Source organism: Photobacterium aquae (genome assembly GCF_001029445.1).
Lineage (GTDB): Bacteria > Pseudomonadota > Gammaproteobacteria > Enterobacterales > Vibrionaceae > Photobacterium > Photobacterium aquae.
In genome coordinates this window covers 97,943-124,757 of sequence record NZ_LDOT01000009.1, presented here as the reverse complement: position 1 = coordinate 124,757, position 26,815 = coordinate 97,943, and the positions used below count along the sequence as shown (strand labels likewise).

General features: G+C 50.8%; 25 protein-coding genes. 17 read left to right on the top strand and 8 right to left on the bottom strand.

The features are described 5' to 3' along the window. The 9 genes from ABT56_RS23545 to rpoC form a co-directional block, all read left to right on the top strand. A partial coding sequence (locus ABT56_RS23545; RefSeq protein ID WP_476742274.1) for an EF-Tu C-terminal domain-related protein occupies positions 1-144 on the top strand: 144 nt, incomplete at its 5' end. A 211-nt stretch (positions 145-355) separates the two neighbouring features. Beyond that, entirely contained in the window at positions 356-733 is a 378-nt protein-coding gene (secE, locus tag ABT56_RS08550) for a preprotein translocase subunit SecE (RefSeq protein ID WP_047878450.1), read from the top strand. An 11-nt stretch (positions 734-744) separates the two neighbouring features. Beyond that, complete coding sequence (gene nusG, locus ABT56_RS08545; RefSeq protein ID WP_047874630.1) at positions 745-1,290, top strand: transcription termination/antitermination protein NusG; 546 nt, start codon at positions 745-747, stop codon at positions 1,288-1,290. Between the two features lie 120 nt (positions 1,291-1,410). Then, positions 1,411-1,839 (top strand): 50S ribosomal protein L11, encoded by a 429-nt coding sequence (gene rplK / locus ABT56_RS08540; protein WP_047878449.1) that lies wholly within the window; start codon positions 1,411-1,413, stop codon positions 1,837-1,839. A 4-nt stretch (positions 1,840-1,843) separates the two neighbouring features. Next, entirely contained in the window at positions 1,844-2,545 is a 702-nt protein-coding gene (gene rplA / locus ABT56_RS08535; RefSeq protein ID WP_047878448.1) for a 50S ribosomal protein L1, read from the top strand. A 245-nt stretch (positions 2,546-2,790) separates the two neighbouring features. Then, positions 2,791-3,285, top strand: coding sequence for a 50S ribosomal protein L10 (gene rplJ / locus ABT56_RS08530; RefSeq protein WP_047878447.1), 495 nt, complete (start codon positions 2,791-2,793; stop codon positions 3,283-3,285). Positions 3,286-3,344: 59 nt separating this feature from the next. After that, positions 3,345-3,710 (top strand): 50S ribosomal protein L7/L12, encoded by a 366-nt coding sequence (gene rplL / locus ABT56_RS08525; protein WP_047878446.1) that lies wholly within the window; start codon positions 3,345-3,347, stop codon positions 3,708-3,710. 224 nt (positions 3,711-3,934) lie between these two features. After that, positions 3,935-7,960 carry a DNA-directed RNA polymerase subunit beta gene (rpoB, locus tag ABT56_RS08520; protein ID WP_047878445.1) on the top strand — a complete coding sequence of 1,342 codons (4,026 nt, stop codon included), beginning with the start codon at positions 3,935-3,937 and terminating at the stop codon, positions 7,958-7,960. Between the two features lie 100 nt (positions 7,961-8,060). After that, entirely contained in the window at positions 8,061-12,278 is a 4,218-nt protein-coding gene (gene rpoC / locus ABT56_RS08515) for a DNA-directed RNA polymerase subunit beta' (protein WP_047878444.1), read from the top strand. Positions 12,279-12,456: 178 nt separating this feature from the next. On the opposite strand, the gene rsd is transcribed toward rpoC, so the two are convergent. Then, positions 12,457-12,945 (bottom strand): sigma D regulator, encoded by a 489-nt coding sequence (gene rsd / locus ABT56_RS08510; RefSeq protein ID WP_205626065.1) that lies wholly within the window; start codon positions 12,943-12,945, stop codon positions 12,457-12,459. Positions 12,946-13,095: 150 nt separating this feature from the next. Between rsd and nudC the strand changes: the two genes are divergently transcribed. Beyond that, on the top strand, positions 13,096-13,872 hold the full coding sequence (gene nudC, locus ABT56_RS08505) for an NAD(+) diphosphatase (protein ID WP_047878467.1): 777 nt from the start codon (positions 13,096-13,098) through the stop codon (positions 13,870-13,872). A 224-nt stretch (positions 13,873-14,096) separates the two neighbouring features. After that, positions 14,097-15,164, top strand: coding sequence for a uroporphyrinogen decarboxylase (gene hemE / locus ABT56_RS08500; RefSeq protein WP_047878442.1), 1,068 nt, complete (start codon positions 14,097-14,099; stop codon positions 15,162-15,164). Between the two features lie 167 nt (positions 15,165-15,331). On the opposite strand, the gene ABT56_RS08495 is transcribed toward hemE, so the two are convergent. Then, positions 15,332-15,943, bottom strand: a complete 612-nt coding sequence (locus ABT56_RS08495; RefSeq protein ID WP_047878441.1) for a uracil-DNA glycosylase family protein — start codon at positions 15,941-15,943, stop codon at positions 15,332-15,334. A 17-nt stretch (positions 15,944-15,960) separates the two neighbouring features. Next, entirely contained in the window at positions 15,961-16,875 is a 915-nt protein-coding gene (locus tag ABT56_RS08490; protein WP_047878440.1) for a D-2-hydroxyacid dehydrogenase, read from the bottom strand. A gap of 97 nt (positions 16,876-16,972) precedes the next feature. Here ABT56_RS08490 and ABT56_RS08485 point away from each other — a divergent pair, with 97 nt between their 5' ends. Together ABT56_RS08485 and brnQ are read left to right on the top strand one after the other, a co-directional pair. Next, positions 16,973-17,560: a YjaG family protein gene (locus ABT56_RS08485; RefSeq protein WP_047878439.1), complete on the top strand. Its 588-nt coding sequence runs from the start codon at positions 16,973-16,975 to the stop codon at positions 17,558-17,560. 483 nt (positions 17,561-18,043) lie between these two features. Beyond that, positions 18,044-19,354, top strand: a complete 1,311-nt coding sequence (brnQ, locus tag ABT56_RS08480) for a branched-chain amino acid transport system II carrier protein (protein ID WP_047878438.1) — start codon at positions 18,044-18,046, stop codon at positions 19,352-19,354. Positions 19,355-19,414: 60 nt separating this feature from the next. Here brnQ and ABT56_RS08475 read toward each other — a convergent pair whose 3' ends face one another. After that, positions 19,415-20,470, bottom strand: a complete 1,056-nt coding sequence (locus tag ABT56_RS08475; protein WP_047878437.1) for a CNNM domain-containing protein — start codon at positions 20,468-20,470, stop codon at positions 19,415-19,417. 227 nt (positions 20,471-20,697) lie between these two features. Between ABT56_RS08475 and hupA the strand changes: the two genes are divergently transcribed. Both hupA and ABT56_RS08465 read left to right on the top strand, forming a co-directional pair. Continuing rightward, entirely contained in the window at positions 20,698-20,970 is a 273-nt protein-coding gene (gene hupA, locus ABT56_RS08470; RefSeq protein WP_047878436.1) for a nucleoid-associated protein HU-alpha, read from the top strand. 40 nt (positions 20,971-21,010) lie between these two features. Then, entirely contained in the window at positions 21,011-21,709 is a 699-nt protein-coding gene (locus tag ABT56_RS08465) for a DUF1481 domain-containing protein (RefSeq protein WP_047878435.1), read from the top strand. 64 nt (positions 21,710-21,773) lie between these two features. Here ABT56_RS08465 and purD read toward each other — a convergent pair whose 3' ends face one another. Together purD and purH are read right to left on the bottom strand one after the other, a co-directional pair. After that, positions 21,774-23,066, bottom strand: coding sequence for a phosphoribosylamine--glycine ligase (gene purD / locus ABT56_RS08460; protein ID WP_047878434.1), 1,293 nt, complete (start codon positions 23,064-23,066; stop codon positions 21,774-21,776). 218 nt (positions 23,067-23,284) lie between these two features. Then, positions 23,285-24,877, bottom strand: a complete 1,593-nt coding sequence (purH, locus tag ABT56_RS08455) for a bifunctional phosphoribosylaminoimidazolecarboxamide formyltransferase/IMP cyclohydrolase (RefSeq protein WP_047878466.1) — start codon at positions 24,875-24,877, stop codon at positions 23,285-23,287. 196 nt (positions 24,878-25,073) lie between these two features. On the opposite strand from purH, the gene zntR reads away from it, so the two are divergent. Next, on the top strand, positions 25,074-25,535 hold the full coding sequence (gene zntR / locus ABT56_RS08450) for a Zn(2+)-responsive transcriptional regulator (protein WP_047878433.1): 462 nt from the start codon (positions 25,074-25,076) through the stop codon (positions 25,533-25,535). 7 nt (positions 25,536-25,542) lie between these two features. Here the strand turns inward: zntR and ABT56_RS08445 are convergent, their stop codons facing one another. Further along, on the bottom strand, positions 25,543-25,752 hold the full coding sequence (locus ABT56_RS08445) for a hypothetical protein (RefSeq protein ID WP_047878432.1): 210 nt from the start codon (positions 25,750-25,752) through the stop codon (positions 25,543-25,545). A gap of 174 nt (positions 25,753-25,926) precedes the next feature. Between ABT56_RS08445 and ppnP the strand changes: the two genes are divergently transcribed. Continuing rightward, entirely contained in the window at positions 25,927-26,208 is a 282-nt protein-coding gene (ppnP, locus tag ABT56_RS08440; RefSeq protein WP_047878431.1) for a pyrimidine/purine nucleoside phosphorylase, read from the top strand. Between the two features lie 63 nt (positions 26,209-26,271). Here the strand turns inward: ppnP and ABT56_RS08435 are convergent, their stop codons facing one another. After that, positions 26,272-26,793 carry a fasciclin domain-containing protein gene (locus ABT56_RS08435; RefSeq protein WP_047878430.1) on the bottom strand — a complete coding sequence of 174 codons (522 nt, stop codon included), beginning with the start codon at positions 26,791-26,793 and terminating at the stop codon, positions 26,272-26,274. Between the last annotated feature and the right edge of the window lie 22 nt (positions 26,794-26,815).

Here is a 26,815-nt window from a genome sequence, read left to right as displayed (position 1 = left end):
GTTGAAATGGTAATGCCTGGCGATAACGTTTCTATGACTGTTACTCTAATCGCTCCTATCGCGATGGACGAAGGTCTACGTTTCGCTATCCGTGAAGGTGGCCGTACAGTTGGTGCCGGTGTTGTTGCTACAATCGTTGAATAATATTTGACGACTAGGTACTAAAAAGGGCATCATTTGATGCCCTTTTTCTGCGCTATAGCATAAAATTGTACGATTTTTACGCTATGGTGTAGAGGAAACCTTTTACGATGAAGTTGTTATTGTAATTAAAGCCTTAGGCTTTCCTTCATTACTGGCCTCGCATATGCGGGGTTATTTTCGTCTATATTGAGACTAGTTACAGGTTGGTTGTATGAAAGCGAATGCCGAAAACCAAAGCAGCTCCAGCAGTGTCGATGGCCTTAAGTGGGTTGTTGTCTTTGCTTTGCTAGCTGCCGCTGTGGTTGGTAATTACCTGTACAGTGATGTTTCTGTAGTGCTCCGAGCTGCTGCTGTCGTTGTCCTTGTGGCAATTGCAGGCGGTGTTGCTGCACTCACAGCAAAAGGTAAAACCGCGATTGCGTTTGCCCGCGAATCGCGCATGGAAGTCCGCAAGGTAGTATGGCCTACTCGTCAGGAAGCTACGCAGACAACCTTTATCGTTTTAGCTGTCACTGTCATTATGGCGTTAGCCTTATGGGGCATCGACGGCATCATGGTCCGTCTAGTCCGCCTAGTTACCGGTGTATGAGGTAAGAGTTCATGAGCGAAGCTCCAAAAAAACGATGGTATGTAGTACAGGCCTTTTCCGGTTTTGAAGGTCGTGTCGCCCAGTCACTACGTGAGCATATCAAAATGCACGGCATGGAAGAGCATTTCGAAGAAGTGCTAGTGCCTACTGAAGAAGTAGTCGAAGTTCGTGCCGGTCAGCGCCGTAAGAGTGAGCGTAAGTTCTTCCCAGGCTACGTGCTTGTTCAAATGGTGATGAACGACGAGACATGGCATCTGGTACGCAGTATCCCTCGTGTAATGGGGTTCATCGGCGGTACTTCTGACCGTCCGGCTCCGATCTCTGATAAAGAAGCAGATGCTATTCTTAATCGTCTTGAGAAAGCGAGTGAGTCGCCAGTTCACAAAACTGTCTTTGAGCCGGGTGAAGTTGTCCGTGTTACTGATGGTCCGTTTGCTGACTTTAACGGTGTCGTGGAAGAAGTCGATTACGACAAGAGCCGCGTGAAAGTATCTGTATCGATCTTCGGTCGTGCAACGCCAGTTGAACTGGAGTTTGGCCAAGTCGAAAAGAGTTGAGCAATTAGTAATCAATTCTAGTTGTCAGGGGCGTGAAGTTGTTCTATAATTTCGCGCCCTTTCGTTAGACGGGGAGTCTATCTTTGATAGACGTTTGAACCCAAATTAAGGTAAATAGCAATGGCTAAAAAAGTAGAAGCTTATATTAAGCTACAAGTTGCCGCTGGTATGGCGAACCCAAGTCCACCAGTTGGTCCAGCTCTTGGTCAACACGGTGTTAACATCATGGAATTCTGTAAAGCGTTCAACGCAAAAACAGATTCTATGGAGAAAGGTCTACCTACTCCAGTAGTTATCACTGTATACAGCGACCGTTCTTTCACGTTCATCACTAAGACTCCTCCTGCTGCTGTTCTTCTTAAGAAAGCTGCTGGCGTTAAGTCTGGTTCTGGCCGTCCAAATACTGAGAAGGTTGGTACTATCACTGACGCACAGATCCAGGAAATCGCAGAAACTAAAGCTGCGGACATGACTGGTGCAGACATCGAAGCTATGAAGCGTTCGATTGCTGGTACTGCTCGTTCAATGGGTCTAGTGGTAGAGGGTTAAGACAATGGCAAAACTAACTAAGCGTATGCGCGTTATTCGCGAGAAAGTTGATGTTAACCGTGAGTACGACATCAATGAAGCTGTTGCTCTTCTGAAAGAACTAGCTACTGCTAAATTCACTGAAAGCGTTGACGTTGCTGTTAACCTTGGCATCGATGCACGTAAATCTGACCAGAACGTTCGTGGCGCAACAGTGCTACCACACGGTACTGGCCGTGACATCCGCGTAGCGGTATTCACTCAGGGTGCAAACGCTGAAGCTGCTAAAGAAGCTGGTGCTGATCTAGTGGGTATGGAAGATCTTGCTGAGCAAGTGAAGAAAGGCGAAATGAACTTCGACGTAGTTATCGCATCTCCTGATGCAATGCGCGTTGTTGGTCAGCTTGGTACCATTCTTGGTCCACGCGGCCTAATGCCAAACCCTAAAGTTGGTACTGTAACTCCTAACGTTGCTGAAGCGGTTAAGAACGCTAAAGCTGGTCAGGTTCGTTACCGTAACGACAAGAACGGTATCATCCACACTACTATCGGTAAAGTGGACTTCGATGCTGCTCAACTAAAAGAGAACCTAGAGTCTCTTCTAGTTGCTCTGAAGAAAGCGAAGCCTTCTTCAGCTAAAGGTACTTTCATCAAGAAAGTAAGCCTGTCTACCACTATGGGTGCAGGTGTAGCGCTAGACCAGAATACTCTGGAAACTAACGTTTAATGATTTGCAGAAACGTCAAATTTGTGTATAATTTGGCGTTTCCGAATTCATGGCTGAGGTTGCAGCGTAAGTTGTGACCTTCGTCAAAGACCGTAGGCGTTTAGACCCTTTGGGTAAAAACTTAATATCACCTACGTAGACGGTGCCAGAACATGATTGATGTAAGTCTTTCTTGGATCTGCGCCGTACAAACTCTCCTGCCATTTCGGCAGTGAGTGGTGTCAAACAATCCAGGAGCAAATCCAATGGCATTAAATCTTCAAGACAAAAAAGCAATTGTTGCTGAAGTCAACGAAGCTGCCAATGGTGCCCTGTCTGCAGTTGTTGCTGACTCTCGCGGCGTTACTGTGGGTGCGATGACTTCTCTACGTAAACTAGCTCGTGAAAACGGCGTTTACCTGAAAGTTGTTCGTAACACACTAGCACGTCGTGCTGTTGAAGGTACTGATTTCGAATGTCTTACTGAGACTTTCGTAGGTCCTTCACTAATCGGTTTCTCTAACGAGCACCCAGGTGCTGCAGCGCGTCTTTTCAAAGACTTCGCTAAAGAGAACAAAGATTTCGAGATCAAAGCTGCTGCATTCGAAGGCGCTATTGCTAACGTTGAAGTACTAGCAACTCTACCAACATACGACGAAGCTATCGCACGCCTAATGATGTGCATGAAAGAAGCGTCTGCTGGTAAACTTGTACGTACTATCGCTGCAGTACGTGATCAGAAAGAAGAAGCTGCTGCTTAATTGCCGTACTTTATCTGATTACTATTTAAACTATTTGTTGATTTTTAAAGAGAATTGTTATGTCTATCACTAACGAGCAAATCCTAGACGCAGTTGCAGAAATGTCTGTAATGCAGGTTGTAGAACTAATCGAAGCAATGGAAGAGAAGTTCGGTGTAACTGCTGCTGCTGCAGTAGTAGCTGGCGGCGCTGCTGCTGAGTCTGCTGAAGAGCAAACTGAATTCGACGTAATCCTAACTTCTGCTGGCGCTAACAAAGTTGCTGTAATCAAAGCAGTACGTGGCGCAACTGGTCTAGGCCTGAAAGAAGCTAAAGCTCTAGTAGACGGCGCTCCAGCACCTCTGAAAGAAGGTGTTGAAAAAGCTGAAGCTGAAGCTCTTAAAGCTCAGCTAGAAGAAGCTGGTGCTTCTGTTGAAGTTAAGTAATAATTACTTAATTTCTTAGCCTTAATTGGCTAATGGCTGGTGGCAAAAATGCCACCGGCCTTTTTGCGCTGTAGGGTGGTGGTGTTTTCACATTGTTTTGCGACCTCCACTCGTGCAAAAAGCAGTCCATCTTTCTCAGGACTGTTCCTACAACAAACAGTGTTATTAGTCACTGCTCCTCGTTTTGAGCAGTTTGGATCACTTATCAGCGATCTGAGGAACCTATGGTTTACTCTTATACCGAGAAAAAGCGTATCCGTAAGGATTTTGGTAAGCGTCCACAAGTCCTGGATGTTCCATATTTGCTGTCGATCCAGCTTGAGTCCTTTGATAAGTTCATCGAGCAGGATCCAGAAGGGCATTACGGTCTAGAAGCTGCCTTTCGTTCTGTTTTTCCAATTCAGAGCTATAACGGCAATTCCGAGCTGCAATACGTTAGCTATCGTCTCGGTGAGCCGGTCTTCGATGTCAAAGAATGTCAGATTCGTGGCGTAACCTACTCTGCACCACTTCGCGTTAAACTACGTCTTGTGATGTATGATAAAGACGCGCCTGCGGGCACCGTTAAAGACATCAAAGAACAAGAAGTTTACATGGGCGAAATTCCGCTCATGACAGATAACGGTACATTCGTTATTAACGGTACCGAGAGGGTTATCGTATCCCAGCTGCACCGTAGCCCGGGTGTGTTCTTCGACAGCGATAAGGGTAAAACCCACTCCTCAGGTAAAGTGCTATATAACGCACGCGTAATCCCTTACCGTGGTTCATGGTTGGATTTCGAATTTGATCCTAAGGATAACGTATTCGTACGTATCGACCGTCGTCGTAAGCTTCCAGCATCAATCATTCTGCGTGCGCTAGGCTACAGCACCGAGCAGATCCTTGACATGTTCTTCGAAAAAGTAAACTTCGAAGTTCAGGGCAAGTCTCTTGTGATGGAGCTGGTACCTGATCGCCTACGTGGTGAGACCGCTAGCTTCGATATCGTTGCTAACGGCACCGTTTACGTAGAGCAGGGCCGCCGTATTACAGCTCGCCATATCCGCCAGCTGTCTAAAGACGGTGTTGACCACATCGAAGTACCTGTTGAGTACATCGTGGGCAAGATTGCCGCTCGTGACTACGTGAACGAAGAAACTGGCGAACTGATCGCCGCTGCTAACCAGGAACTAAGCCTGGAAACGCTAGCGATGCTGTCTCAGGCTGGTTACAAGTCATTGGAAGTTCTATTTACCAATGATCTAGATTTCGGTCCGTACATGTCAGACACCCTACGTGTCGACAACACGACTGACCGTCTAAGTGCGCTAGTAGAAATCTACCGCATGATGCGCCCTGGCGAGCCGCCAACGCGTGAAGCCGCTGAGCAGCTATTCGAAAGCCTATTCTTTACAGAAGAGCGCTACGACCTGTCTGCTGTTGGCCGCATGAAGTTCAACAGCTCTCTGGGCCGTGAAGAAACTACCGGTGCCGGTACTTTGGATCACGCGGATATCATCGACGTAATGCGTCGTCTGATCGACATCCGTAACGGTAAAGGCGAAGTGGACGATATCGACCACCTTGGCAACCGTCGTATCCGTTCTGTCGGTGAAATGGCAGAAAACCAGTTCCGTGTTGGTCTAGTACGTGTTGAGCGTGCAGTTAAAGAGCGTCTAAGCCTAGGCGATCTTGATGCTGTAATGCCTCAAGACCTGATCAACGCCAAGCCAATTTCTGCGGCAGTGAAAGAGTTCTTCGGCTCTTCTCAGCTGTCTCAGTTTATGGACCAGAACAACCCACTGTCAGAAGTTACTCACAAACGTCGTATCTCGGCGCTTGGCCCAGGTGGTCTGACTCGTGAGCGTGCTGGCTTTGAGGTTCGAGACGTACACGCGACCCACTACGGTCGTCTATGTCCTATCGAAACGCCTGAAGGTCCAAACATCGGTTTGATCAACTCACTGTCAGTATTTGCTCAGTGTAACCCATACGGTTTCTTGGAAACTCCATACCGTAAAGTGGTTGACGGCAAAGTGACAGAAGATATCGACTACCTGTCAGCGATCGAAGAAGGTCAATACGTTATTGCACAGGCGAACGCCGTGCTTAACGAAGACGGTTCTTTCGCCGATGAACTGATCACCGCTCGTCAGAAAGGTGAATCAGGTCTGCACCCACGTGACCATGTCCAGTACATGGACGTTGCAACCAACCAGGTTGTATCGGTAGCAGCCTCGCTAATTCCGTTCCTTGAACACGATGATGCTAACCGTGCCCTTATGGGTGCGAACATGCAGCGTCAGGCCGTTCCAACACTGCGTGCTGACAAGCCGCTTGTAGGTACTGGTATCGAGCGTAACGTAGCGGTTGACTCCGGTGTAACAGCAGTTGCTAAACGTGGCGGTATGGTTCAGTCAGTAGATGCATCTCGTATCGTTATCAAAGTTAACGAAGACGAGTTGGTACCAGGCGAAGCGGGTATCGACATCTACAACCTAACTAAGTACACCCGTTCTAACCAGAACACTTGTATCAACCAGCGTCCAACTGTGATGCCGGGTGAACCTGTGGCTCGTGGTGACGTGCTGGCCGATGGTCCTTCAACAGACCTTGGCGAACTAGCACTAGGCCAGAACATGCGTATCGCGTTCATGCCTTGGAATGGTTACAACTTCGAAGACTCCATCTTGGTATCTGAGCGTGTTGTACAGGAAGATCGCCTGACAACTATCCACATCCAAGAGCTATCTTGTGTGGCGCGTGACACCAAGCTAGGCGCAGAAGAAATTACAGCCGATATCCCTAACGTGGGTGAAGCTGCACTTTCTAAGCTGGATGAGTCAGGTATCGTTTACATCGGTGCTGAAGTTAAGGGTGGCGACATCCTCGTTGGTAAAGTGACACCTAAGGGTGAAACTCAGCTAACTCCTGAAGAGAAGCTACTACGTGCAATCTTCGGTGAGAAAGCCTCTGACGTTAAAGACTCTTCTCTACGTGTACCAAACTCAGTGTCTGGTACGATCATCGACGTTCAAGTCTTTACTCGCGATGGCGTAGAAAAAGACAAGCGTGCGCTTGAAATCGAAGAGATGCAGCTGAAAGAAGCGAAGAAAGACATCACAGAAGAATTCCAGATCCTTGAGGGTGGTCTTCTTGCTCGTGTACGCACGCTTCTACTTGCTTCTGGCTACAGCGAAGATCGACTAATGTCGATGGACCGCGAGAAGCTATTTGCACAGACGTTGGATGACGAAGGTCAGCAAAACCTACTTGAGCAGCTTGCTGAGCAGTACGACGAACTGAAAGCTGAGTTCGATAAGAAATTTGAAACCAAGCGCCGTAAGATCACTCAGGGTGATGACCTAGCGCCGGGTGTCCTTAAGATTGTTAAGGTATACCTAGCTGTTAAGCGTCGTATCCAGCCTGGTGATAAGATGGCGGGTCGTCACGGTAACAAGGGTGTAATCTCTAAGATCAACCCTGTTGAAGATATGCCGTACGATGAAAAAGGTCAGACAGTTGATATCGTACTAAACCCACTGGGTGTACCGTCTCGTATGAACATCGGTCAGATCCTGGAGACTCACTTGGGTCTTGCAGCGAAAGGTATCGGTGACAAACTTAACGAGATGCTAAAAGAGCAGCAGGAACTGCATCAGTTCCGTAACTTCCTGCAGAAGGTCTACGATCTAGGTGATACTCGCCAGAAAGTTGACATCGCAGAGCTAAGTGATGCTGAAGTACGCACTCTGGTACAGAACCTGCGTAAGGGTCTACCAATCGCGACACCAGTCTTCGACGGTGCGCCAGAATCTTCTATCAAAGAGCTTCTGAAGTTGGGTGATCTACCAGAATCTGGTCAGCTAACACTGTTTGACGGTCGTACCGGTGACAAGTTTGAGCGTCCTGTAACTGTTGGTTACATGTACATGCTGAAACTGAACCACTTGGTTGACGACAAGATGCACGCCCGTTCTACCGGTTCTTACAGCCTTGTTACTCAGCAGCCGCTAGGTGGTAAAGCTCAGTTCGGTGGTCAGCGTTTCGGTGAGATGGAAGTGTGGGCACTAGAAGCATACGGTGCAGCATACACCCTACAGGAAATGCTAACTGTTAAGTCGGATGACGTTAACGGCCGTACGAAGATGTACAAGAACATCGTCGATGGCGACCATCGTATGGAACCTGGTATGCCGGAATCGTTCAACGTATTGTTGAAAGAAATCCGCTCGTTGGGTATCAACATCGAGCTGGAAGACGAATAAGCCTCGGTTTCATACCAAGATTTATTAGTTACTCCGGTATAAATATGAAGGCGCCAGTAGACTGGCGCCTTTATGGGTCAACTCCTCACAGGAGCCGAATGTGAAAGACTTACTTAAGTTTCTGAAAGCACAGCACAAGACTGAAGAATTTGATGCAATCAAAATCGGTCTTGCTTCACCTGACATGATTCGTTCATGGTCTTTCGGTGAAGTGAAAAAACCAGAAACCATCAACTACCGTACCTTCAAGCCTGAGCGTGACGGCCTTTTCTGTGCACGTATCTTTGGCCCGGTAAAAGACTACGAGTGTCTTTGTGGCAAATACAAGCGCCTGAAGCACCGTGGTGTTATCTGTGAAAAATGTGGTGTTGAAGTTACTCAGACCAAAGTACGCCGTGAGCGTATGGGTCACATCGAGCTAGCTTCTCCTGTTGCCCACATCTGGTTCCTGAAGTCACTGCCATCTCGTATCGGTCTGCTAATGGACATGCCGCTACGTGATATCGAGCGTGTACTTTACTTCGAATCATACGTTGTTATTGAACCAGGTATGACCAACCTTGAGCGTAGCCAGCTGCTTTCTGAAGAGCAGTATCTGGATGCACTTGAAGAGTGGGGCGACGAGTTCGACGCGAAGATGGGTGCCGAAGCTGTTCAAGCATTGCTTGGCAACATGGACCTAAGCGCTGAAATCGAACTGATGCGCGAAGAGTTGGAAGAAACTAACTCTGAGACTAAGCGCAAGAAGCTAACCAAGCGTCTGAAGCTTGTAGAAGCATTCCTGCAGTCAGGTAACAACCCTGAGTGGATGATCCTGTCTGTTCTGCCAGTTCTGCCGCCGGATCTACGTCCGTTGGTACCGCTGGACGGCGGCCGTTTCGCAACGTCTGATCTGAACGATCTGTACCGTCGCGTAATCAACCGTAACAACCGTCTGAAGCGTCTATTGGATCTGGCTGCTCCTGATATCATCGTACGCAACGAAAAGCGTATGCTTCAGGAATCTGTTGACGCACTGCTTGATAACGGTCGTCGCGGCCGCGCTATCACGGGTTCAAACAAGCGTCCTCTGAAATCTTTGGCTGATATGATCAAAGGTAAGCAGGGTCGTTTCCGTCAGAACCTACTTGGTAAGCGTGTAGACTACTCTGGCCGTTCTGTTATCACCGTAGGTCCATACCTGCGTCTGCACCAGTGTGGTCTTCCTAAGAAGATGGCACTAGAGCTATTTAAGCCATTCATCTACGGCAAGCTGGAAACTCGTGGCCTAGCGACGACAATCAAAGCTGCCAAGAAGATGGTAGAGCGTGAAGAAGCTGTAGTTTGGGATATCCTGGACGAAGTGATTCGCGAACACCCAGTAATGCTTAACCGTGCACCAACACTGCACCGTCTAGGTATTCAGGCATTTGAACCAGTACTGATCGAAGGTAAAGCGATTCAGCTTCACCCACTTGTGTGTGCGGCATACAACGCCGACTTCGATGGTGACCAGATGGCGGTACACGTACCTCTGACTCTGGAAGCGCAGCTTGAAGCTCGTGCTCTGATGATGTCTACCAACAACATCCTATCGCCAGCGTCTGGTGATCCGATCATCGTACCTTCTCAGGACGTTGTATTGGGTCTTTACTACATGACGCGTGACAAGATCAACGCGAAGGGTGAAGGCATGTACCTAGCGGGTCCTGCGGAAGCTGAAAAAGCTTACCGTACAGGCAACGCTGAACTGCACTCACGTGTAAAAGTACGTATCACTCAGTTTGTGAAAGATGCACAGGGCAACCTGACTCCTGAAACTAAGCTAATTGATACGACTGTTGGTCGTGCAATGCTATGGAAGATCGTACCAAAAGGTCTGCCATACAGCCTAGTGAACACAGAAGCACTGGGTAAGAAGCAAATTTCTAAGCTACTGAACACCTGTTACCGTGAACTGGGCATGAAAGAGACAGTCGTCTTTGCTGACCAGATCATGTACACCGGTTTTGCTTACGCGGCACTGTCTGGCGTATCGGTTGGTATCGACGACATGGTTGTACCTGAAGCCAAGTACACCAAGATCGCAGAAGCAGAAGCGGAAGTTGCTGAAATTCAGGAGCAGTTCCAGTCTGGTCTGGTTACTGCCGGCGAACGTTACAACAAAGTTATCGATATCTGGGCAACAGCCAACGAGCAGGTTGCTAAGGCGATGATGGATAACCTGTCTTTTGACACCGTTATCAACCGTGACGGCGAAGAAGAACAGCAGAAATCGTTCAACAGCGTATACATGATGGCCGACTCTGGTGCGCGTGGTTCTGCCGCTCAGATCCGTCAGCTAGCGGGTATGCGTGGTCTGATGGCTAAGCCGGATGGCTCGATCATCGAAACACCGATCACAGCGAACTTCCGTGAAGGTCTGAACGTACTTCAGTACTTTATCTCAACCCACGGTGCTCGTAAGGGTCTTGCGGATACCGCACTTAAGACTGCGAACTCCGGTTACCTGACTCGTCGTCTAGTAGACGTTGCGCAGGACGTTGTGATCACGTCTGACGATTGTGGTACACACGCTGGTATCACTATGATGCCTCTGATCGAAGGTGGTGACGTTAAAGAGCCTCTAGGTTCTCGCGTACTAGGCCGTGTTGTTGCTGAAGATGTGATGAAGCCAGGTACTGAAGAAGTACTTGCTCCACGCAACACCCTTCTTGACGAGAAATGGTGTGACATTCTAGAAGCCAACTCTGTTGACTTCGTGAAAGTACGTTCTGTTGTTACCTGTGAGAACGACTTCGGTTGCTGTAAGTTCTGTTACGGTCGTGACCTAGCTCGTGGTCACCTGGTTAACCAAGGTGAAGCAGTTGGTGTTGTAGCGGCACAGTCAATCGGTGAACCGGGTACACAGCTGACAATGCGTACGTTCCACATCGGTGGTGCGGCATCTGCGGCAGCAGCTGAAAACAGCATCCAGGTTAAGAACAACGGTTCTGTGAAACTGCAAAACGCTAAGTTCGTTATCAACAACGACGGCAAGCTAGTTATCACATCTCGTGCGTCTGAAATGACCATCATTGATGAATTTGGTCGTACGAAAGAGAACTACAAGCTACCTTACGGTTCTCACCTGTCTAAAGCAGACGGTGAAGAAGTGGCAGCTGGCGAAGTAGTTGCGAACTGGGACCCACACACAATGCCAATCATCACTGAAGTGGCAGGTCGTGTGCAGTTTGTTGACCTGATCGACGGTGTGACAGTTTCTCGCCAGACTGATGAGCTAACAGGCCTGTCTATGATCACTGTACTTGACGCTGCAGAGCGTACCGGTGCGGGTAAAGACATGCGTCCTACCATCAAGCTGGTTGACGAAAGCGGCAACGACGTGATGATCGCGGGTACTGAAATGCCGGCACAGTACTTCCTACCTGGTAAAGCAATTATCCAGCTAGAAGACGGTGCAATGGTTGGTATCGGTGATACGCTATCTCGTATTCCACAGGCATCTGGCGGTACTAAAGATATCACCGGTGGTCTACCTCGCGTAGCCGACCTGTTCGAAGCACGTAAGCCGAAAGAGCCTGCAATCCTAGCGGAAATCACAGGTACTGTATCGTTCGGTAAGGAAACTAAAGGCAAGCGTCGTCTGATCATTACGCCTGCTGAAGGTAACGCTTACGAAGAGATGGTTCCTAAGTGGCGTCAGCTGAACGTGTTCGAAGGTGAGCGCGTAGAGCGTGGTGATGTTATCGCCGATGGTCCAGAGTCTCCACACGATATCCTGCGTCTGCGTGGTGTTCACGCGGTAGCGGATTACATCGTGAACGAGGTTCAGGAAGTTTACCGTCTACAGGGCGTTAAGATTAACGATAAGCACATCGAAACGATCATTCGTCAGATGCTGCGTAAGGTAACGATTGTTTCTGCGGGTGACTCTGAGTTCCTACCTGGTGAGCAGGTTGAATACTCTCGCGTAACTATCGCGAACCGTAAGCTTGAAGCTGAAGGTAAGCTAGTTGCGACTTACGAGCGTGACCTACTGGGTATCACGAAGGCATCGCTAGCAACTGAATCGTTCATCTCTGCGGCATCGTTCCAGGAAACAACGCGCGTTCTAACAGAAGCCGCTGTATCTGGTAAGCGCGATGAGCTACGTGGTCTGAAAGAGAACGTAATCGTTGGTCGTCTGATCCCTGCAGGTACCGGTTTCGCGTACCATCAGCAGCGTCAGCGCCAGCGTGATGCGGAGCTTGAGCCAGTAGCACCTCAGGTAGATGTTGAGCAAGCGTCTCAGGATCTTGCAGCATTGCTAAATGCTGGTCTGAGTGACGAGAACTAATCTCGGTCGTTAAGACAATGAAAAAAGGGTACCTTCGGGTACCCTTTTTTATTATCTGTTATTTTTGATTGGGCAAGTCATAAAGCTAGCTATCTGCAGCAAGTATGCTGGTGGAGAAAGCGTCTGAAAGCCCCCGCCTTGCGTTTGCAGGGCAGGGAGTGCTTCAGAGGTTGCTGTATCAGGCGCCTGGTGGACAGGCTAGACTTTCACCGATCAGATCAATCAGGGTATCTTCAAGCGCGAAACGCAGCTCAATGAGTTCACCGATTGCCGACAAATCATCATTGAAGTCTGGCAATTCATCGTCATCTTTGACTTCGGTATATTTATCGGCGAAATTGAGAAGTGGATCAGTGGTTTGGGTAATTGTAGCGTAGAGTTGGGAGATTTCTTCGGTAGGCGAGTAGCCAGTCGCATTCCAGCGAGCCATTACCATATCGTAGATTTTAAAATGGCCTTCAGAGATGTAATCAACGAGTTGTTGGCAGAAAAGCTGGAGTTGGGAGGTGGTTGGTAGTTGTCGGCTATTGTGTTCGAATGGCGGCATGCCGGCCAGCTTGCAGTAATCTATCAGTAATTGCTGCCTCGACATCAGCCAGTGGTCAATCACATCGCTGCTGCCGCCCCATTGCTTTTGTACTTGCTCAAATTTGCTTAACATGACCATGCCCTCATGATCTACAGTACCGAAACGGGGGTACTGATAACAATACCTGTTAATCTCTTATAAAAGAGAACCTTGGATTACGGACTCACTTCCGTATTACGTTTAGATTGCCAGCAAAAGCGATACCCTGCAAGGATGGATGTGAAGTTGATGTTAAAAAATCAAGAATTAGCCTATTGGTGCATTGTTAGAGAACGCCTTATTTATTTGGAAGATCAACAGCTTCCCCTGGCTTCCCGAGCTACGGCGGCGTTTTCGTCGGAGAACGCCGTTGAAATTGGACAATATCAAGGCCGCCCGGTTTACTGGCTTGAGGCGCCGGAGTCTCTGCCTGACGAGAAATTCCATAGCCTGAGGGCATTGCTTGGTTGCGATGCCAGCTTGTTCAACTTGGCCGGACGGGCCTCCCAGCTATCTCATATGCGCCATACCCAAGCCTATTGCTCCCAGTGCGGATCGCACTGTCGGTTTGATACGCAAGCCGTGGCAATGGTATGTGAGCAGTGTCATGGGGTGCATTATCCCCGTGTCTCGCCTTGTGTGATTGTCGCTGTTCGCAAAGACGATAAAATTCTGCTGGCCCAACACCCTCGTCATAAAAATGGTATGTACACGGTGATCGCTGGTTTTGTCGAAGCGGGCGAAACGCTGGAGCAGTGCGTGGTACGTGAAGTGCGTGAGGAGACAGGGATAGAAGTGACCAATGTTCGGTATTTCGGTAGCCAACCTTGGGCGTTTCCGTCTAACTTAATGATGGGTTTTCTGGCCGACTACCAAAGTGGCGAACTCAAGCCGGATTATGCCGAGCTGGCGGATGCGATATGGGCGACCAGGGAGACACTGCCAGAGGTTGCCCCAGCCGGTACGATTGCTCGCGGTCTGATCGAGGAGACCTTGGTTCTGATAGCAGATAAAGGCCAAGCATAAAAAAACCCTCCGGTAGGAGGGGTAAGGTGCAGTTATTTTGCCTTCTACGAGCAAAATCATTGTTATTATTGCTAGCGCGCAGAATTTGTACCACGATAAGGCGACTTGCCGCAAATTTGGTGAATGGATTGTTGCTCTAAACTTGATCCGCTTAACAAAGCGCTTCTTTAGTTGCGATAGGTTAGTGATACAATAGCCTGCTGAAACACACCATGGAGTCCCTAATGAGTGAATTAAAGAATGACCGCTACCTGCGTGCTTTGCTGAAGCAGCCAGTAGACTGCACACCTGTATGGATGATGCGCCAAGCTGGCCGCTACTTGCCAGAGTACCGGGCAACCCGCAGCGTGGCAGGTGACTTCATGTCGCTATGTAAAAATGCCGAGTTGGCCAGTGAAGTGACTTTGCAGCCGCTGCGCCGTTTTCCGCTGGACGCGGCGATCCTGTTCTCTGATATCCTGACGATCCCGGATGCGATGGGATTGGGATTGCGTTTTGCTGCAGGCGAAGGCCCGGTTTTTGACCGCCCGATCACCTGCAAGGCCGATGTCGACAAGATTGGCCTGCCTGATCCTGAAGGCGAGTTGCAGTATGTGATGAACGCCGTGCGCCAGATCCGCAAAGATCTTCAAGGCGAAGTGCCATTGATCGGTTTCTCCGGTAGCCCGTGGACGCTAGCGACTTACATGGTTGAAGGCGGTAGCTCAAAGGCATTCACCAAGATCAAGAAGATGATGTACGCCGAGCCGCAAACCCTGCATCTGTTGCTGGATAAGTTGGCAGACAGCGTGACCGAATACCTGAACGCTCAAATCAAAGCCGGTGCTCAGTCGGTGATGATCTTTGATACTTGGGGTGGTGTACTGACACCGCGTGATTACAACGAGTTTTCACTGCGCTACATGCACAAGATTGTTGATGGTTTGATCCGTGAAAACGAAGGCCGTCGCGTACCAGTAACGCTGTTCACCAAAAACGGCGGCATGTGGCTAGAGCAAATCGCAGCAACGGGCTGTGATGCAGTCGGCCTAGACTGGACCATTGATATTGCTGATGCCAAGCGTCGCGTGGGTGATAAAGTCGCCCTGCAAGGCAACATGGACCCATCTATGTTGTATGCCCAGCCTGAGCGTATTCGCCAAGAGGTGGCAACAATTCTCGAGGGATACGGCAACGAAGGTACCGGCCATGTGTTCAACCTTGGTCACGGTATCCATTTGGACGTGCCGCCTGAGAATGCGGGCGTGTTCGTAGAAGCGGTGCACGAGCTGTCTAAGCCGTACCACAAATAATACCTTGATGCTTCACGGCTGGGCTCAATGGCAGCATCGAAAGTGCTCATTTATGCTTATAAACGGCGCGCTTTCTCTTTGCTCTTAACCCCAGCCGCTCTGCCTCAATGCATTATTGCTCCCTGATAAAGCCCACACAATGAACGTTGTGTGGGCTTTTTGTTTATCTATTCCTTTGTTAATCCAAGGTGCTGGTGGACGTAATCGCGGATATAGGGCACGACCTCTTCCTCGAACCACGGGTTGCGCTTGAGCCAGAGGGTGTTGCGCGGCGAAGGGTGCGGCATCGGGATAAAACGCGGTGCCCACTGCTGCCACCGCTTGACGGTGTCGGTGAGGGCCTTGGGTTTGTCATTGAGGTAACGTTGCTGGGCATATTGGCCGATCAGCAGCGTCATGCCGATCTGTGGCAACAAAGGCAGAACTTGTGGGTGCCATTGTGGTGCGCATTCTGGTCTGGGCGGCAAATCACCGGATTTTCCTTTGCCCGGATAGCATAACCCCATCGGCATAATGGCAATGTGTTGTGGGTTGTAGAATGTATCACGGTCAATCTCTAGCCATCGGCGCAGGCGCTCACCGCTTTGGTCGTCCCAAGGGATCCCGCTGGCGTGGACACGGGTGCCGGGTGCCTGACCGATAATCATCAGTTTGGCACTGTTGGCGGCTTGGATCACAGGGCGGGGGCCGAGCGGCAGGTGATCCTTGCAGATCTCGCAGCGGCGTATTTGATCGAGCAGTCCATCTAGCGGTGCTGCATGGCTTGTACATGTCTTCATTGATGCTTGTCGGCTTGTCAGTATCCTTGATTGAAGTCTATCAGGTACCGGAGCGGCTTGTTGTTCGCCAGCAGAGAGTAGTTGTCGGCGAAGATATCGACAACATCCTCGGGAAAGCTGACTGCAGCAATATGAGGGGTGACGGTGATTTGCGGGTGCTGCCAGAAAGGATGCTCCTGCGGCAACGGTTCTTGTTTGAATACATCGAGGAAGGCATGGTGGATTGCGCCGCTAGCGAGTGCTTGAAGCAGGCCTTCCTCGCACAGGGCATTGCCTCGGCCGACATTAAACAGCAAGGCTCCTTGGCATAGTCCTAGCCGCTCGGCATTGAGCAGATCATCGGTTTTCGGGGTTGCAGGTAGGGTTGATACCACAATATCGGCAAAGGGAAGCCAGCGATCCAGCATATCTATCTTGGCTATATCATCAAAACCTCCGGCGTTGCTCGACTGACCGCTACGGTTGACGCCAACAGAGCGCAATCCCAGTGCGCGTGCAGCGGTGGCGAGTTGGTTACCGATACTTCCGGTGCCGAGGATCAGCATGGTTAGCCCGGCCAGACTTCGGTAGGGTTTGGGAGACCATCGATGTTGCATTTGCAGCTGGTGGTAATCGCGTAAATGGCGGGTAAGAGCAAGCATATTGCCGAGCACGTATTCGCTGATGAGCTGGCCGAAGCAGCCTCGGACATTGGTAAGGAGATAGTCCCGGCGCAGTCCCGGTGCGGTTAGGGTGTCAATGCCGGCATAGGTCGACTGCAACCACTGCAGGCGGGGAAAGTCTTCTAGCCTATTTGCGACAGCGGGTGGGTCAGCCAGCAGGATGGTGGCAAGGCGAGGATCGTCGGTCAGCTCCATACCGGGGAGTTCAAGGGCTTCGATCTGTTGCTGGTATCGGTGCGGATCATTGGTGCAGATCATCAGATTGTGCATAGGAAATCCTTCTATGGATGCAGGGGGTGTTCCATGTATTGCAGTAGGTATAGGATCAAAGTAAGATCCGGGGCAAACCATAACTGCAGATGATCCTATGCTAAAGAATCCTGTTCAGCTTCGTCTAGAAAAATTAGAACCATGGCAACACATTACCTTTATGGTATCGCTTTGTGAAAGAATGTACCCAAACTACGCATTCTTCTGTCAGGAAACCGAATTTGCAGAGGCGCATAAGTACCGCTCTATTCTCGACAGTATCTGGGAGATACTGACGGTCAAAACAGCGAAGATCAACTTCGAAAACCAGTTGGAGAAGCTCGAAGAGCTAGTGCCAAACGCTGAAGATTTCGATTTGTACGCCGTAAACCCGGCTATTGACGCCTGTGTTGCGTTGGCCGATCTGCTGCATGCGATGCTTGATCGTGACTTGATGCTGGAAACCTTGGTTAAACTGAGCTCGCTGTCAGCGGAAACGGTGGCCGATCTGGAATATGCCCAGACTGGAATCGAAGTGACCAATGAAAACCAAAAAGAAAATGAGGCGATCTGTGCCGAATGGGATATGCAGTGGGCTATCTTCCGTGCACTGAAAGAAGCCGAAAGACGCGACATCGAGTTGATTAAGGGTTTGCGCAAAGAGCTGCGTGATGAACCTGTCAGCAACATCGGTATCGAGCTGTAATCGGGTACTTGCGTTATCAAAAGAAGAGCCGTCAGCGGCTCTTTTTTTTTATGCCTCAATAAATACGCAAAAAGAATACAACTGCCATTGCTGGTTTAATGTTTTAATTCTTTGTGAGAATTTGGCGTTAAATGCTGGTTTTTTACCGCCATTCAGGGTCTCTACACTTATTTTATATTGCCGCTTGTTTTCGGGGGCGGCTGGCGTTTATAACAGTAGACGAACCGGAAAGCGTCATGCTTTCTTTTTACTGACCTGTTAGCGAGGAATGAGCATGCACGGATTGATAGCAATATCACCACTTGCCCACAATGGGATATCTCCTGTTGTTGCCAGCCTACTCCTCCTGCTCTCTCTGGAACTTATCCGGGGCTGACAGGCCGCACCTATTTTCTGTCAGCTTGCGTTGAAGCTGACAGGTCAAATTTTCCCTCCGATTTTTTCCTCTCACTTTACGCCAAGCGACTGCTGTAGAGGATGACTATGCTAAGCATTCGTAATATCGCCGCACTGGGGTTCATGACTTTTGCCATGTACTTGGGGGCGGGTAACTTGATCTTTCCGCCATTCTTGGGCTTTCAATCTGGCGAGCACTTTGTCAGTGGGATGGCCGGATTCCTTCTTACCGGGGTGGGTTTGCCGGCTTTGGCACTGGTGATGGTAGCCTTGGTTCGTGGGTCGGATAATCTGACGGCGGTACTGCCACGGCCGCTGGCAACCAGTTTCTGGGTGATGGTATTTGTGGTGATTGGCCCGGCATTTGTCGTGCCTAGGGCGATCACCGTTGCCTACCAGTTCTGCTTGGCCCCTTTTTTCGGCGATGATTTCCTGCTGCCGTTCACGGTCATTTTCTGTCTGCTTACCATCTTTTTTGCCTTGCATCCGGGCAAGCTGATCGACAGCCTTGGCAAGTGCCTGACCCCTTTGCTGGTGGTGATATTGGCGGTGTTGGTGACCGCGGCATTGGTGTCACCGGCGGGTGAACCGTTGGTCGCCCAAGGTCCCTATGTGACGGGTGCCTTGGCAGAAGGGTTGACCCAGGGTTACATGACGATGGATGCCTTGGGTTCGATTGGCTTTGGCTGGATTATTTTCAGGGCAATCCAGTCTATGGGGGTGAGTTGCCCGCGAGCTACGGCAAAATACACCCTGATGGCGGCCTTGATGTATGCCGTTGCAATGACAGTCGTTTATATCGCGTTGGCCTATGTCGGCTCAACCAGTGCCTATCTAGGCACGGCATTTACCAATGGTGGCGATATCCTGACGGCGTTTACCTGTTATCATTTCGGCAATGCCGGGACGGTTCTGCTTGGCGTGGTGATGGTACTGGCTTGTCTGACGACAGCGATCGGGGTAACAACCGCGGGCAGCGAATTTTACAGTCGGACATTTTCACGGGTGCCTTATCGTGCTGCGGTTTGGGTTGCAATGGCTCTGGCTGGGCTGGTGGCCAATATCGGTCTTGAACAATTGTTGGCGATAACCTTGCCTGCAGTTGTTGCCCTGCACCCGGTTGCGATTGCCCTTTTGTTGATCGCACCGCTACGAAAGCATATCGCATCGGCATGGGTACTGGCGGTAATGGCAACAGCATTGGGCTTCGCGGTGCTGGATGCTGTTCATATTCTGGGAATTATGCCAAGTGCTGCGGATCAGGCTCTGAGCGCCTGGTTGCCGTTGTATGGTTACTTTGCAGGATGGCTTGTACCTACGCTTATCGTATTGGCCGTTGGCCTTGTGGCAAGCCGTCAGAGGGCTTATATGGCGAATGTCGGACAGTGTTATCGGTAAATATCAGTGATAGCGATAAAAAAAGGGGCCTGGAGGCCCCTTTTCTGTATGTTGCAACGGTTATTCGTCGTCTTTGCTTTCGATAACGCCGTGGGTTTGCTTCCAGCGCTCCCAGCGTTGGAATGCTAGTTGCTGCATGTCGGTATTCTTGTCGGCCTCGTCGACAATTTCCTCGCCGACCAGATGCTCGAAGATATCTTCCATGGTCACAAGGCCTTGTACCGTACCGTATTCATCGACGACCAGTACTAGCTGAGAGCGCTCTTTCATGAGCTGCTCGAAGGCCTTTGGTACGCTCGAGGTGTTCATGATCACCGGCAGCGGGCGCATCAGGGTGCCCAGTTCACGCTGGCCTCGGCCTGCTTGGCTTTCGGCAAACAGTTCCAGGCGGTGGACAAAACCGATGATGTTGTCTTTCTGTTCGGTGTAGATCAGCGGGCGCGAGAACGGGCTGTCCTTGTGCTGGGACAGGAACTCGTTGATTGGCTGCTCGGCATCAACTCGGAACAGAACTGGGCGCGGGGTCATTATCTTGGTGACATTGACATCGCGGAACTGCAGCAAGTTAGCAAGGATCTTTGACTCGCCTTCGGCAAGTTCGCCGGATTCCTGGGCAAGCATCGCCATTGCAGACAGTTCGTCGCGAAGCTTGGGTGCTTGATGGCCACGAGACAAGCGGCGGGTGATTTGCTCAGAGACCCAGACCAGTGGCATCAGCAGCAGTACCATCCAGCGCAGCAGGCTTGCTGTAACTGGTGCGAGCTGGCGCCAGTAGGTTGCACCGATAGTTTTTGGGATGATCTCAGAAAGAAGCAGGATACCCACGGTGAGCGCGGCAGAGAATACGCCGAGCCACTCGCTGCCGAACACAACGGTTGCCTGGGCACCGGCCGTTGCCGCACCGATGGTGTGGGCGATAGTGTTCAGGGTCAGGATCGAGGCGAGCGGGCGGTCGATGTTATCTTTGAGTTTGCTTAGGCGCTCTGCCGCCGGGTGGCCCTGGTGGCGCAGCGTACCAATGTAGCTAGGGGTGATGCTCAGGAGGACCGCTTCCAGAACCGAACAGATGAACGAAACACCTATCGCGACAGAGATGTAAATCGTAAGGAGTATCATGCTTACCTTAGTTGGCTAGTATCAGGGACGCCTATATTAATCGGGCTTCGAGCGAATAAATACAACTATTTCACATGCTAAATGCGTAACATTTTGTGAACTTGCGCTCAGTTTGTGGTTAAAGAGCCCGCACCTAACCACATCATAGCCGACAAACCTTTGCCACACGGGCTTCTTTTGAATTAGAGTTGATGCGTCTTAAAGAAAAACCTTAGAAGGGAAACCTAATGAACAAGACCCAACTGATTGACCTGATCGCAGAGAAAGCTGATCTTTCTAAAGCTCAAGCTAAAACTGCACTAGAGTCTGTACTTGACGGTATCACTGATGCCCTTAAGGAAGGCGACCAGGTTCAACTAATTGGCTTTGGTACATTTAAAGTGAACCACCGCGCAGCACGTACTGGCCGTAACCCACAAACTGGTCAGGAAATTCAAATCGCGGCGGCAAACGTACCTGCATTCGTAGCAGGTAAAGCACTGAAAGACTCAGTGAAATAATCTATACTCCGCCAGATAAAATTATCTGGCGGAGTTTTTCATGAAACATCTCATCCCTTTTGCCTTCCTTGCCCTTCTTGCGGGCTGCGCCTCCACTCCGACCATTCCGGAAAACAACCTGACTCCTATCGTGACCCATACCGGCGGTCAACGTCAGGGGGACACGACCTTGCTCTATTGGTATACCTCGCAGCAGAATCGTCCTGTGCGGCTGTCTGACAGGGTTTTTGCCGGGGATTCTGGCAACTATCACTCCGACTACCTATGGCGCGAGGGATTGCTGCGCGAGATAAAGCGTCAGGGCCAGGCACTTGACGAGCAGAAGCTCAAGCCCTACACCCTTCATGTGCGTTACGATACCCGAGGCAGTGCGGTATTCCAGCGTTATACTTTGGCTGGCGACGTGATCCCGCTAACCAATGGCCAGCTTGAACAGTTGCGCAAGGAAGCAGAGCACGGCATGGCAGTCGTCCAACAATTACGCGAAGAAGATATGGCGATGGTGCAGGGGCACTGGAAGCAGGGTAAGTTCTACCGCTGTGGTGATAATCGAGAATTGAGCGTGACATTCAACCCGGTACTGTCGTCCCAGTTAGCCGGACAGGTCGCTGAATATCAGGATCAGGGGTTTATGGCGGTGAACGGTCAAGTTCGCCGTGATAGCCTGACAGCCAGCCAATTGCTGGTTCTCAAGGCACCAGAAATGCAGTGTCTGGCTGCGCCGGTCTTGATTGATTGATGCATTCAGTATGGTAATAAAAAACGCGCCTATAGGCGCGTTTTTTATGGCAATAGCCTTGGCGTTATTTGGATGCCTGCTCGCGGGCAATGGCCCGGTAGCCGATGTCGTTGCGGTGGAACATGCCATCCCAACTGATCTGCTTGGCTAGCGCATACGCGCGTTGCTGGGCTTCTGAGACACTGTGGCCAAGTGCCGTGGCACACAGCACTCGACCGCCGTTTGTCACGACCTCACCGTTGCGGTTGGCCGTACCGGCATGGAATACCTTCTCGCCCTCGGTTTCATGCTGGGGCAGGCCTGAGATCATATCCCCCTTGTCGTAGGCTGACGGATAGCCACCGGCTGCCAGCACGATCCCGATAGAGGCGCGTGGATCCCATTTTGATTCAACGTGATCCAGCTTGCCGTCAATGGCGGCCAGACACAGTTCGACCAAATCCGATTCCATTCGCATCATGATCGGCTGAGTTTCCGGATCGCCGAAACGGCAGTTGTACTCAATGACCTTCGGTGTGCCGTCAGTGTCAATCATCAGACCCGCATAGAGGAACCCTGTGTAAGGGGTGCCTTCGGCGGCCATTCCTCGCACCGTTGGGTAAATCACTTCCGCCATAATGCGTTCGTGGATAGCGGGCGTTACTACAGGGGCAGGAGAGTAGGCACCCATGCCACCGGTGTTAGGGCCGGTATCTTTGTCGCCCACGCGCTTATGATCCTGGCTGGTGGCCATTGGCAGCACATTCTCGCCATCCACCATCACGATGAAGCTCGCTTCCTCACCCTCAAGGAATTCCTCGATCACCACGCGGCTTCCGGCATCCCCGAATACGTTGTCTGCCAGCATGTCCTTGATGGCGGCTTCGGCTTCCTCTAGCGTCATCGCGACGATAACGCCTTTACCGGCGGCTAGACCATCGGCTTTCACCACAATCGGTGCACCTTGCTCACGTACATATGCCAAGGCTGGCTCGATCTCGGTAAAGTTCGCGTAGGCACCGGTAGGGATCTGGTGACGGGCCAGAAAGTCCTTGGTGAAGGCTTTAGAGCCTTCCAGCTGCGCCGCCGCTTCGGTCGGGCCGAAAATGGGCAGCCCGGCTTCGCGGAACGCATCGACCACGCCGATAACCAACGGGGCTTCCGGGCCGACAATGGTCAGCTCGATTTGTTTCTCTTGTGCAAAGGCAACCAGTGCCGCGATGTCTTCCACGCCAATGTCGACGTTTTCCAGTTTCGGCTCTAGCGCGGTACCGGCGTTGCCCGGTGCAACGAAGACGGTCTTAACGTTAGGGTTTTGTGCGGCCTTCCAGCCCAGTGCATGTTCACGACCGCCAGAACCAATAATCAATACATTCATGTTTTAAAATCCTTATAGCATCGTCAGTTTTTTAATTTCGGCATCAAAAGTGCTCATTTATGCTTATAAACTGCGCGCTTTTTCCTTGAACTTAAAGTCACTGACTTGCTCTATGTATTTCAAATATCGGAATACTTAAAAAACCAAATTATAAGTTTTGCTCAAAGTAGTTGGTGAAAGCAGCTAACGGCGCCACAGTGCCAAATACGAAGAGGAAATTAGTGGCGGAAATGACGCATGCCGGTAAAGATCATCGCCATGCCGTGTTCGTCAGCGGCGTCGATCACCTCTTGGTCGCGCATTGAGCCACCCGGCTGGATCACACATTTGATACCGGCTTCGGCAGCGGCGTCGATCCCGTCGCGGAACGGGAAGAAGGCATCGGAGGCCATCACGCTGCCAGCGACTTCCAGCCCTTCGTCGGCAGCTTTGATACCAGCGATCTTGGCCGAGTACACGCGGCTCATCTGGCCGGCACCGACGCCGATGGTCATGTCACCCTTGGCGTAGACGATGGCGTTCGATTTCACGTACTTGGCCACTTTCCAGCAGAACAGCGCATCTTTGAGCTCGTCCTCGGTTGGCTGGCGCTTCGAGACCACGTTCAGATCGCCCAGTGTCACCATGCCTTGGTCGCGTTCTTGCACCAATAGGCCGCCGTTAACGCGCTTCACGTCAAAACCGGTGGTCTTGCTTGACCACTGGCCGCACTCCAGCAGGCGTACGTTTTTCTTTGCGGCAACCACCTCAATAGCTTCAGCGGTCACTGTCGGTGCGATGATCACTTCCACGAACTGGCGCTCGACAATGGCTTGTGCCGTGGCAGCGTCAAGCTCACGGTTGAAGGCAATGATGCCGCCAAACGCAGAGGTTGGATCGGTCTGGTAAGCGCGGTTGTAGGCTTCTAGAATGTTTTCCCCTAGCGCCACACCACATGGGTTGGCGTGCTTGACGATCACACAGGCAGGCTCGTCGAACTCTTTTACACACTCCAATGCGGCATCGGTATCGGCGATGTTGTTGTAAGACAGGGCCTTGCCCTGAATTTGGCGTGCAGTGGAGACAGACGCTTCTTCAGGGGTCGCTTCCACGTAGAAAGCGGCCGCCTGATGGCTGTTCTCGCCATAGCGCATGTCTTGTTTTTTCTCGAACTGCTGGTTGAAGGTACGTGGGAAAATGGACTCCTCGTCGCCTTCTTTGTTGTCGCCGTAAGATGGCACCATGGTGCCGAAGTAATTGGCGATCATGCTGTCATAGGCCGCAGTGTGTTCAAATGCAGCAATGGCTAAATCAAAGCGGGTTGCGTGAGTCAGTGAGCCATCGTGGGTAGCCATTTCGGTCAGCACACGGTCGTAGTCGTGGGCATTAACCACAATGGTCACGTCTTTGTGGTTTTTTGCGGCAGAGCGAACCATCGTCGGGCCGCCGATATCGATGTTCTCGATGGCGTCTTCCAGTGTGCAGTTCGGGTTGGCTACCGTCGCAGCAAACGGGTAGAGGTTCACCACCACCATGTCGATAGGGGCAATGCCGTGCTCGGCCATGACTGCATCATCGGTACCGCGACGGCCCAGCACCCCGCCGTGGATCATCGGGTGCAGGGTCTTCACTCGGCCATCCATCATTTCCGGGAAGCCAGTGTGGTCAGAGACTTCGGTGACGGCAATGCCTTGTTCGGCGAGCAGGCGTGCGGTGCCGCCCGTTGACAGAATAGCCACGCCACGGTCGGCTAGGGCCTTGGCGAACTCTACAATACCGGTTTTGTCAGACACGCTGATCAGTGCGCGGCGGATAGGACGAGCGTTTTCCATTGCAACCATCTCTCTAGTGAACACGGGGATTATTTGCCAAAAGACACCGTGTGCAGTGGCTTTTGGCAAATACCCTCGGCTAGAATCGGTTAAGGGTGTCCCTGTTGGTTGTTGTGTGATCAACGCGGCATATTTTACATGAATCCATGATTTGCGCAAACGTTTGCTTTTTGTCGCTATCGAAGAAGGAAATGAGATGTATCTGATTGGTCAATTGGCAAAACGCTCAGGGATAAGCAGCGATACATTAAGGTTTTATGAGAAAAATGGCTTGCTGGAGCCAGCCGGCCGCAGTGAAAGTGGCTACCGCCTGTACAGTGAAGAGAACTTATCGCGGGTGCAGTTTATCATGCGCTCTAAGGCGGTGGGGTTGAGTTTGGACGAGATCCGGGAGCTGCTCGATATCCGTTTGGAGGCAAGTCGGCACAGTTGCGCTGAAGTGAAAGCCATTACCCAGGCTAAGCTTGACGAGGTCGATACCAAGATTGCTGAGCTGAGCCGGATTCGGGTGGCGCTGAAGAAAATTAATGATGCGTGCTGTGGGCATGCCGATGATGATGCTAGCCACTGTTCTATCTTGGAAGCGCTGGGGGATGAGCATGGCAGTGAGGGAAAATTCCCGGCAGAGCAATGCTGTACCGGGAAGTGTCGTCGGTAACGCCTAATTAACTGTCATTTGACGAGGTCGTTTCTTTGGCGTTCTTGATGACATCTTTAGTGGTGTCTCGGAAAAAGTGCCCCGTGGCTTTCGATGCATCGCGGGTAGCATGGCCAATATCACGAAAGCCCGCTTTGATATCTTGTTTCTCCTGCGCCGAACATCCCATCAAAACTAGGCTGCTGAGGGCAGCAACTAGCAGAATTGCTTTTTTCATTGTTGTTTTCCAATTAGTTAAGTGAAAAATATTGCCGTAGTGTATCGGAATATGACGGTTAAAAACTTTCCAGATTGTCAAAAATTCGTCTAATAAAGGTCGGTGTTTTTGCTAGGGAATGATATGTAAGTGTGATAGCTTCAAAGCATGGCATTGTTTTTGATAGGGAAAGTCATGTTGAAAGTGAATGAGTATTTTGATGGTCAGGTGAAGTCGCTCGGTTTTGAATCATCGGGCGAGCGTGCCAGTGTGGGGGTGATGGCTCCCGGGCTGTACACTTTCGGAACGGCGGCGCCAGAGAAGATGACGGTGGTCAAGGGTGCGTTGACCGTGAAGCTGCCGGGCCATATTGATTGGGAAACCTATTATGCCGGCGATGATTTTGAGGTACCGGGGGATTCATCGTTCGAAGTGAAGGTTGATGTCCCAACAGCTTATCTGTGTGACTACCTATAACCTGCCCGCTAAAAAAGCTTCGCCTTGGCGAAGCTTTTTTTATTGCTGCTATACCTTGCATTGTTATTCTGCTTTTTGAGGTGGGATCAGTACCGTGTCGATAACATGGATGATCCCGTTGCTGGCCGGAAGATCGGCAATCAGGACTTTCGCCCCGTTAATCGTCACTCCGTCATCAGTATTTTCTATTTTCAATGTATCGCCTTGCACCGTTGCCGGGAGTTTCAATTTGCTTACTTCTTTGGACGAGATCGCCCCTGGCAGAACATGGTAGGTAAGCAGCGCCTGAAGTTTTTCTTTGTTCTCGGGTTTTAGCAGTTCGGCCAAGGTGCCCTCTGGCAGTTTGGCGAAAGCCTCATCAGTCGGAGCCAGTACGGTAAACGGTCCTTTGCCCTCGAGGGTTTCAGTGAGGTCAGCTGCTTTGATGGCCATTACCAGCGTCTGGAAGTCATCGTTGTTGGCGGCTACTTGGACAAGATTCTTCTCGGCTTGGGTTTGCTCGTGGTGATCAGCAAGGGCAAGGGTGGGTAGGCAAAGGAGCCACAGCATTGCGGTACGGCGGAAAAAAGTAAATATGTTGTTCATGAATAGAGCCTCATTGTGATTA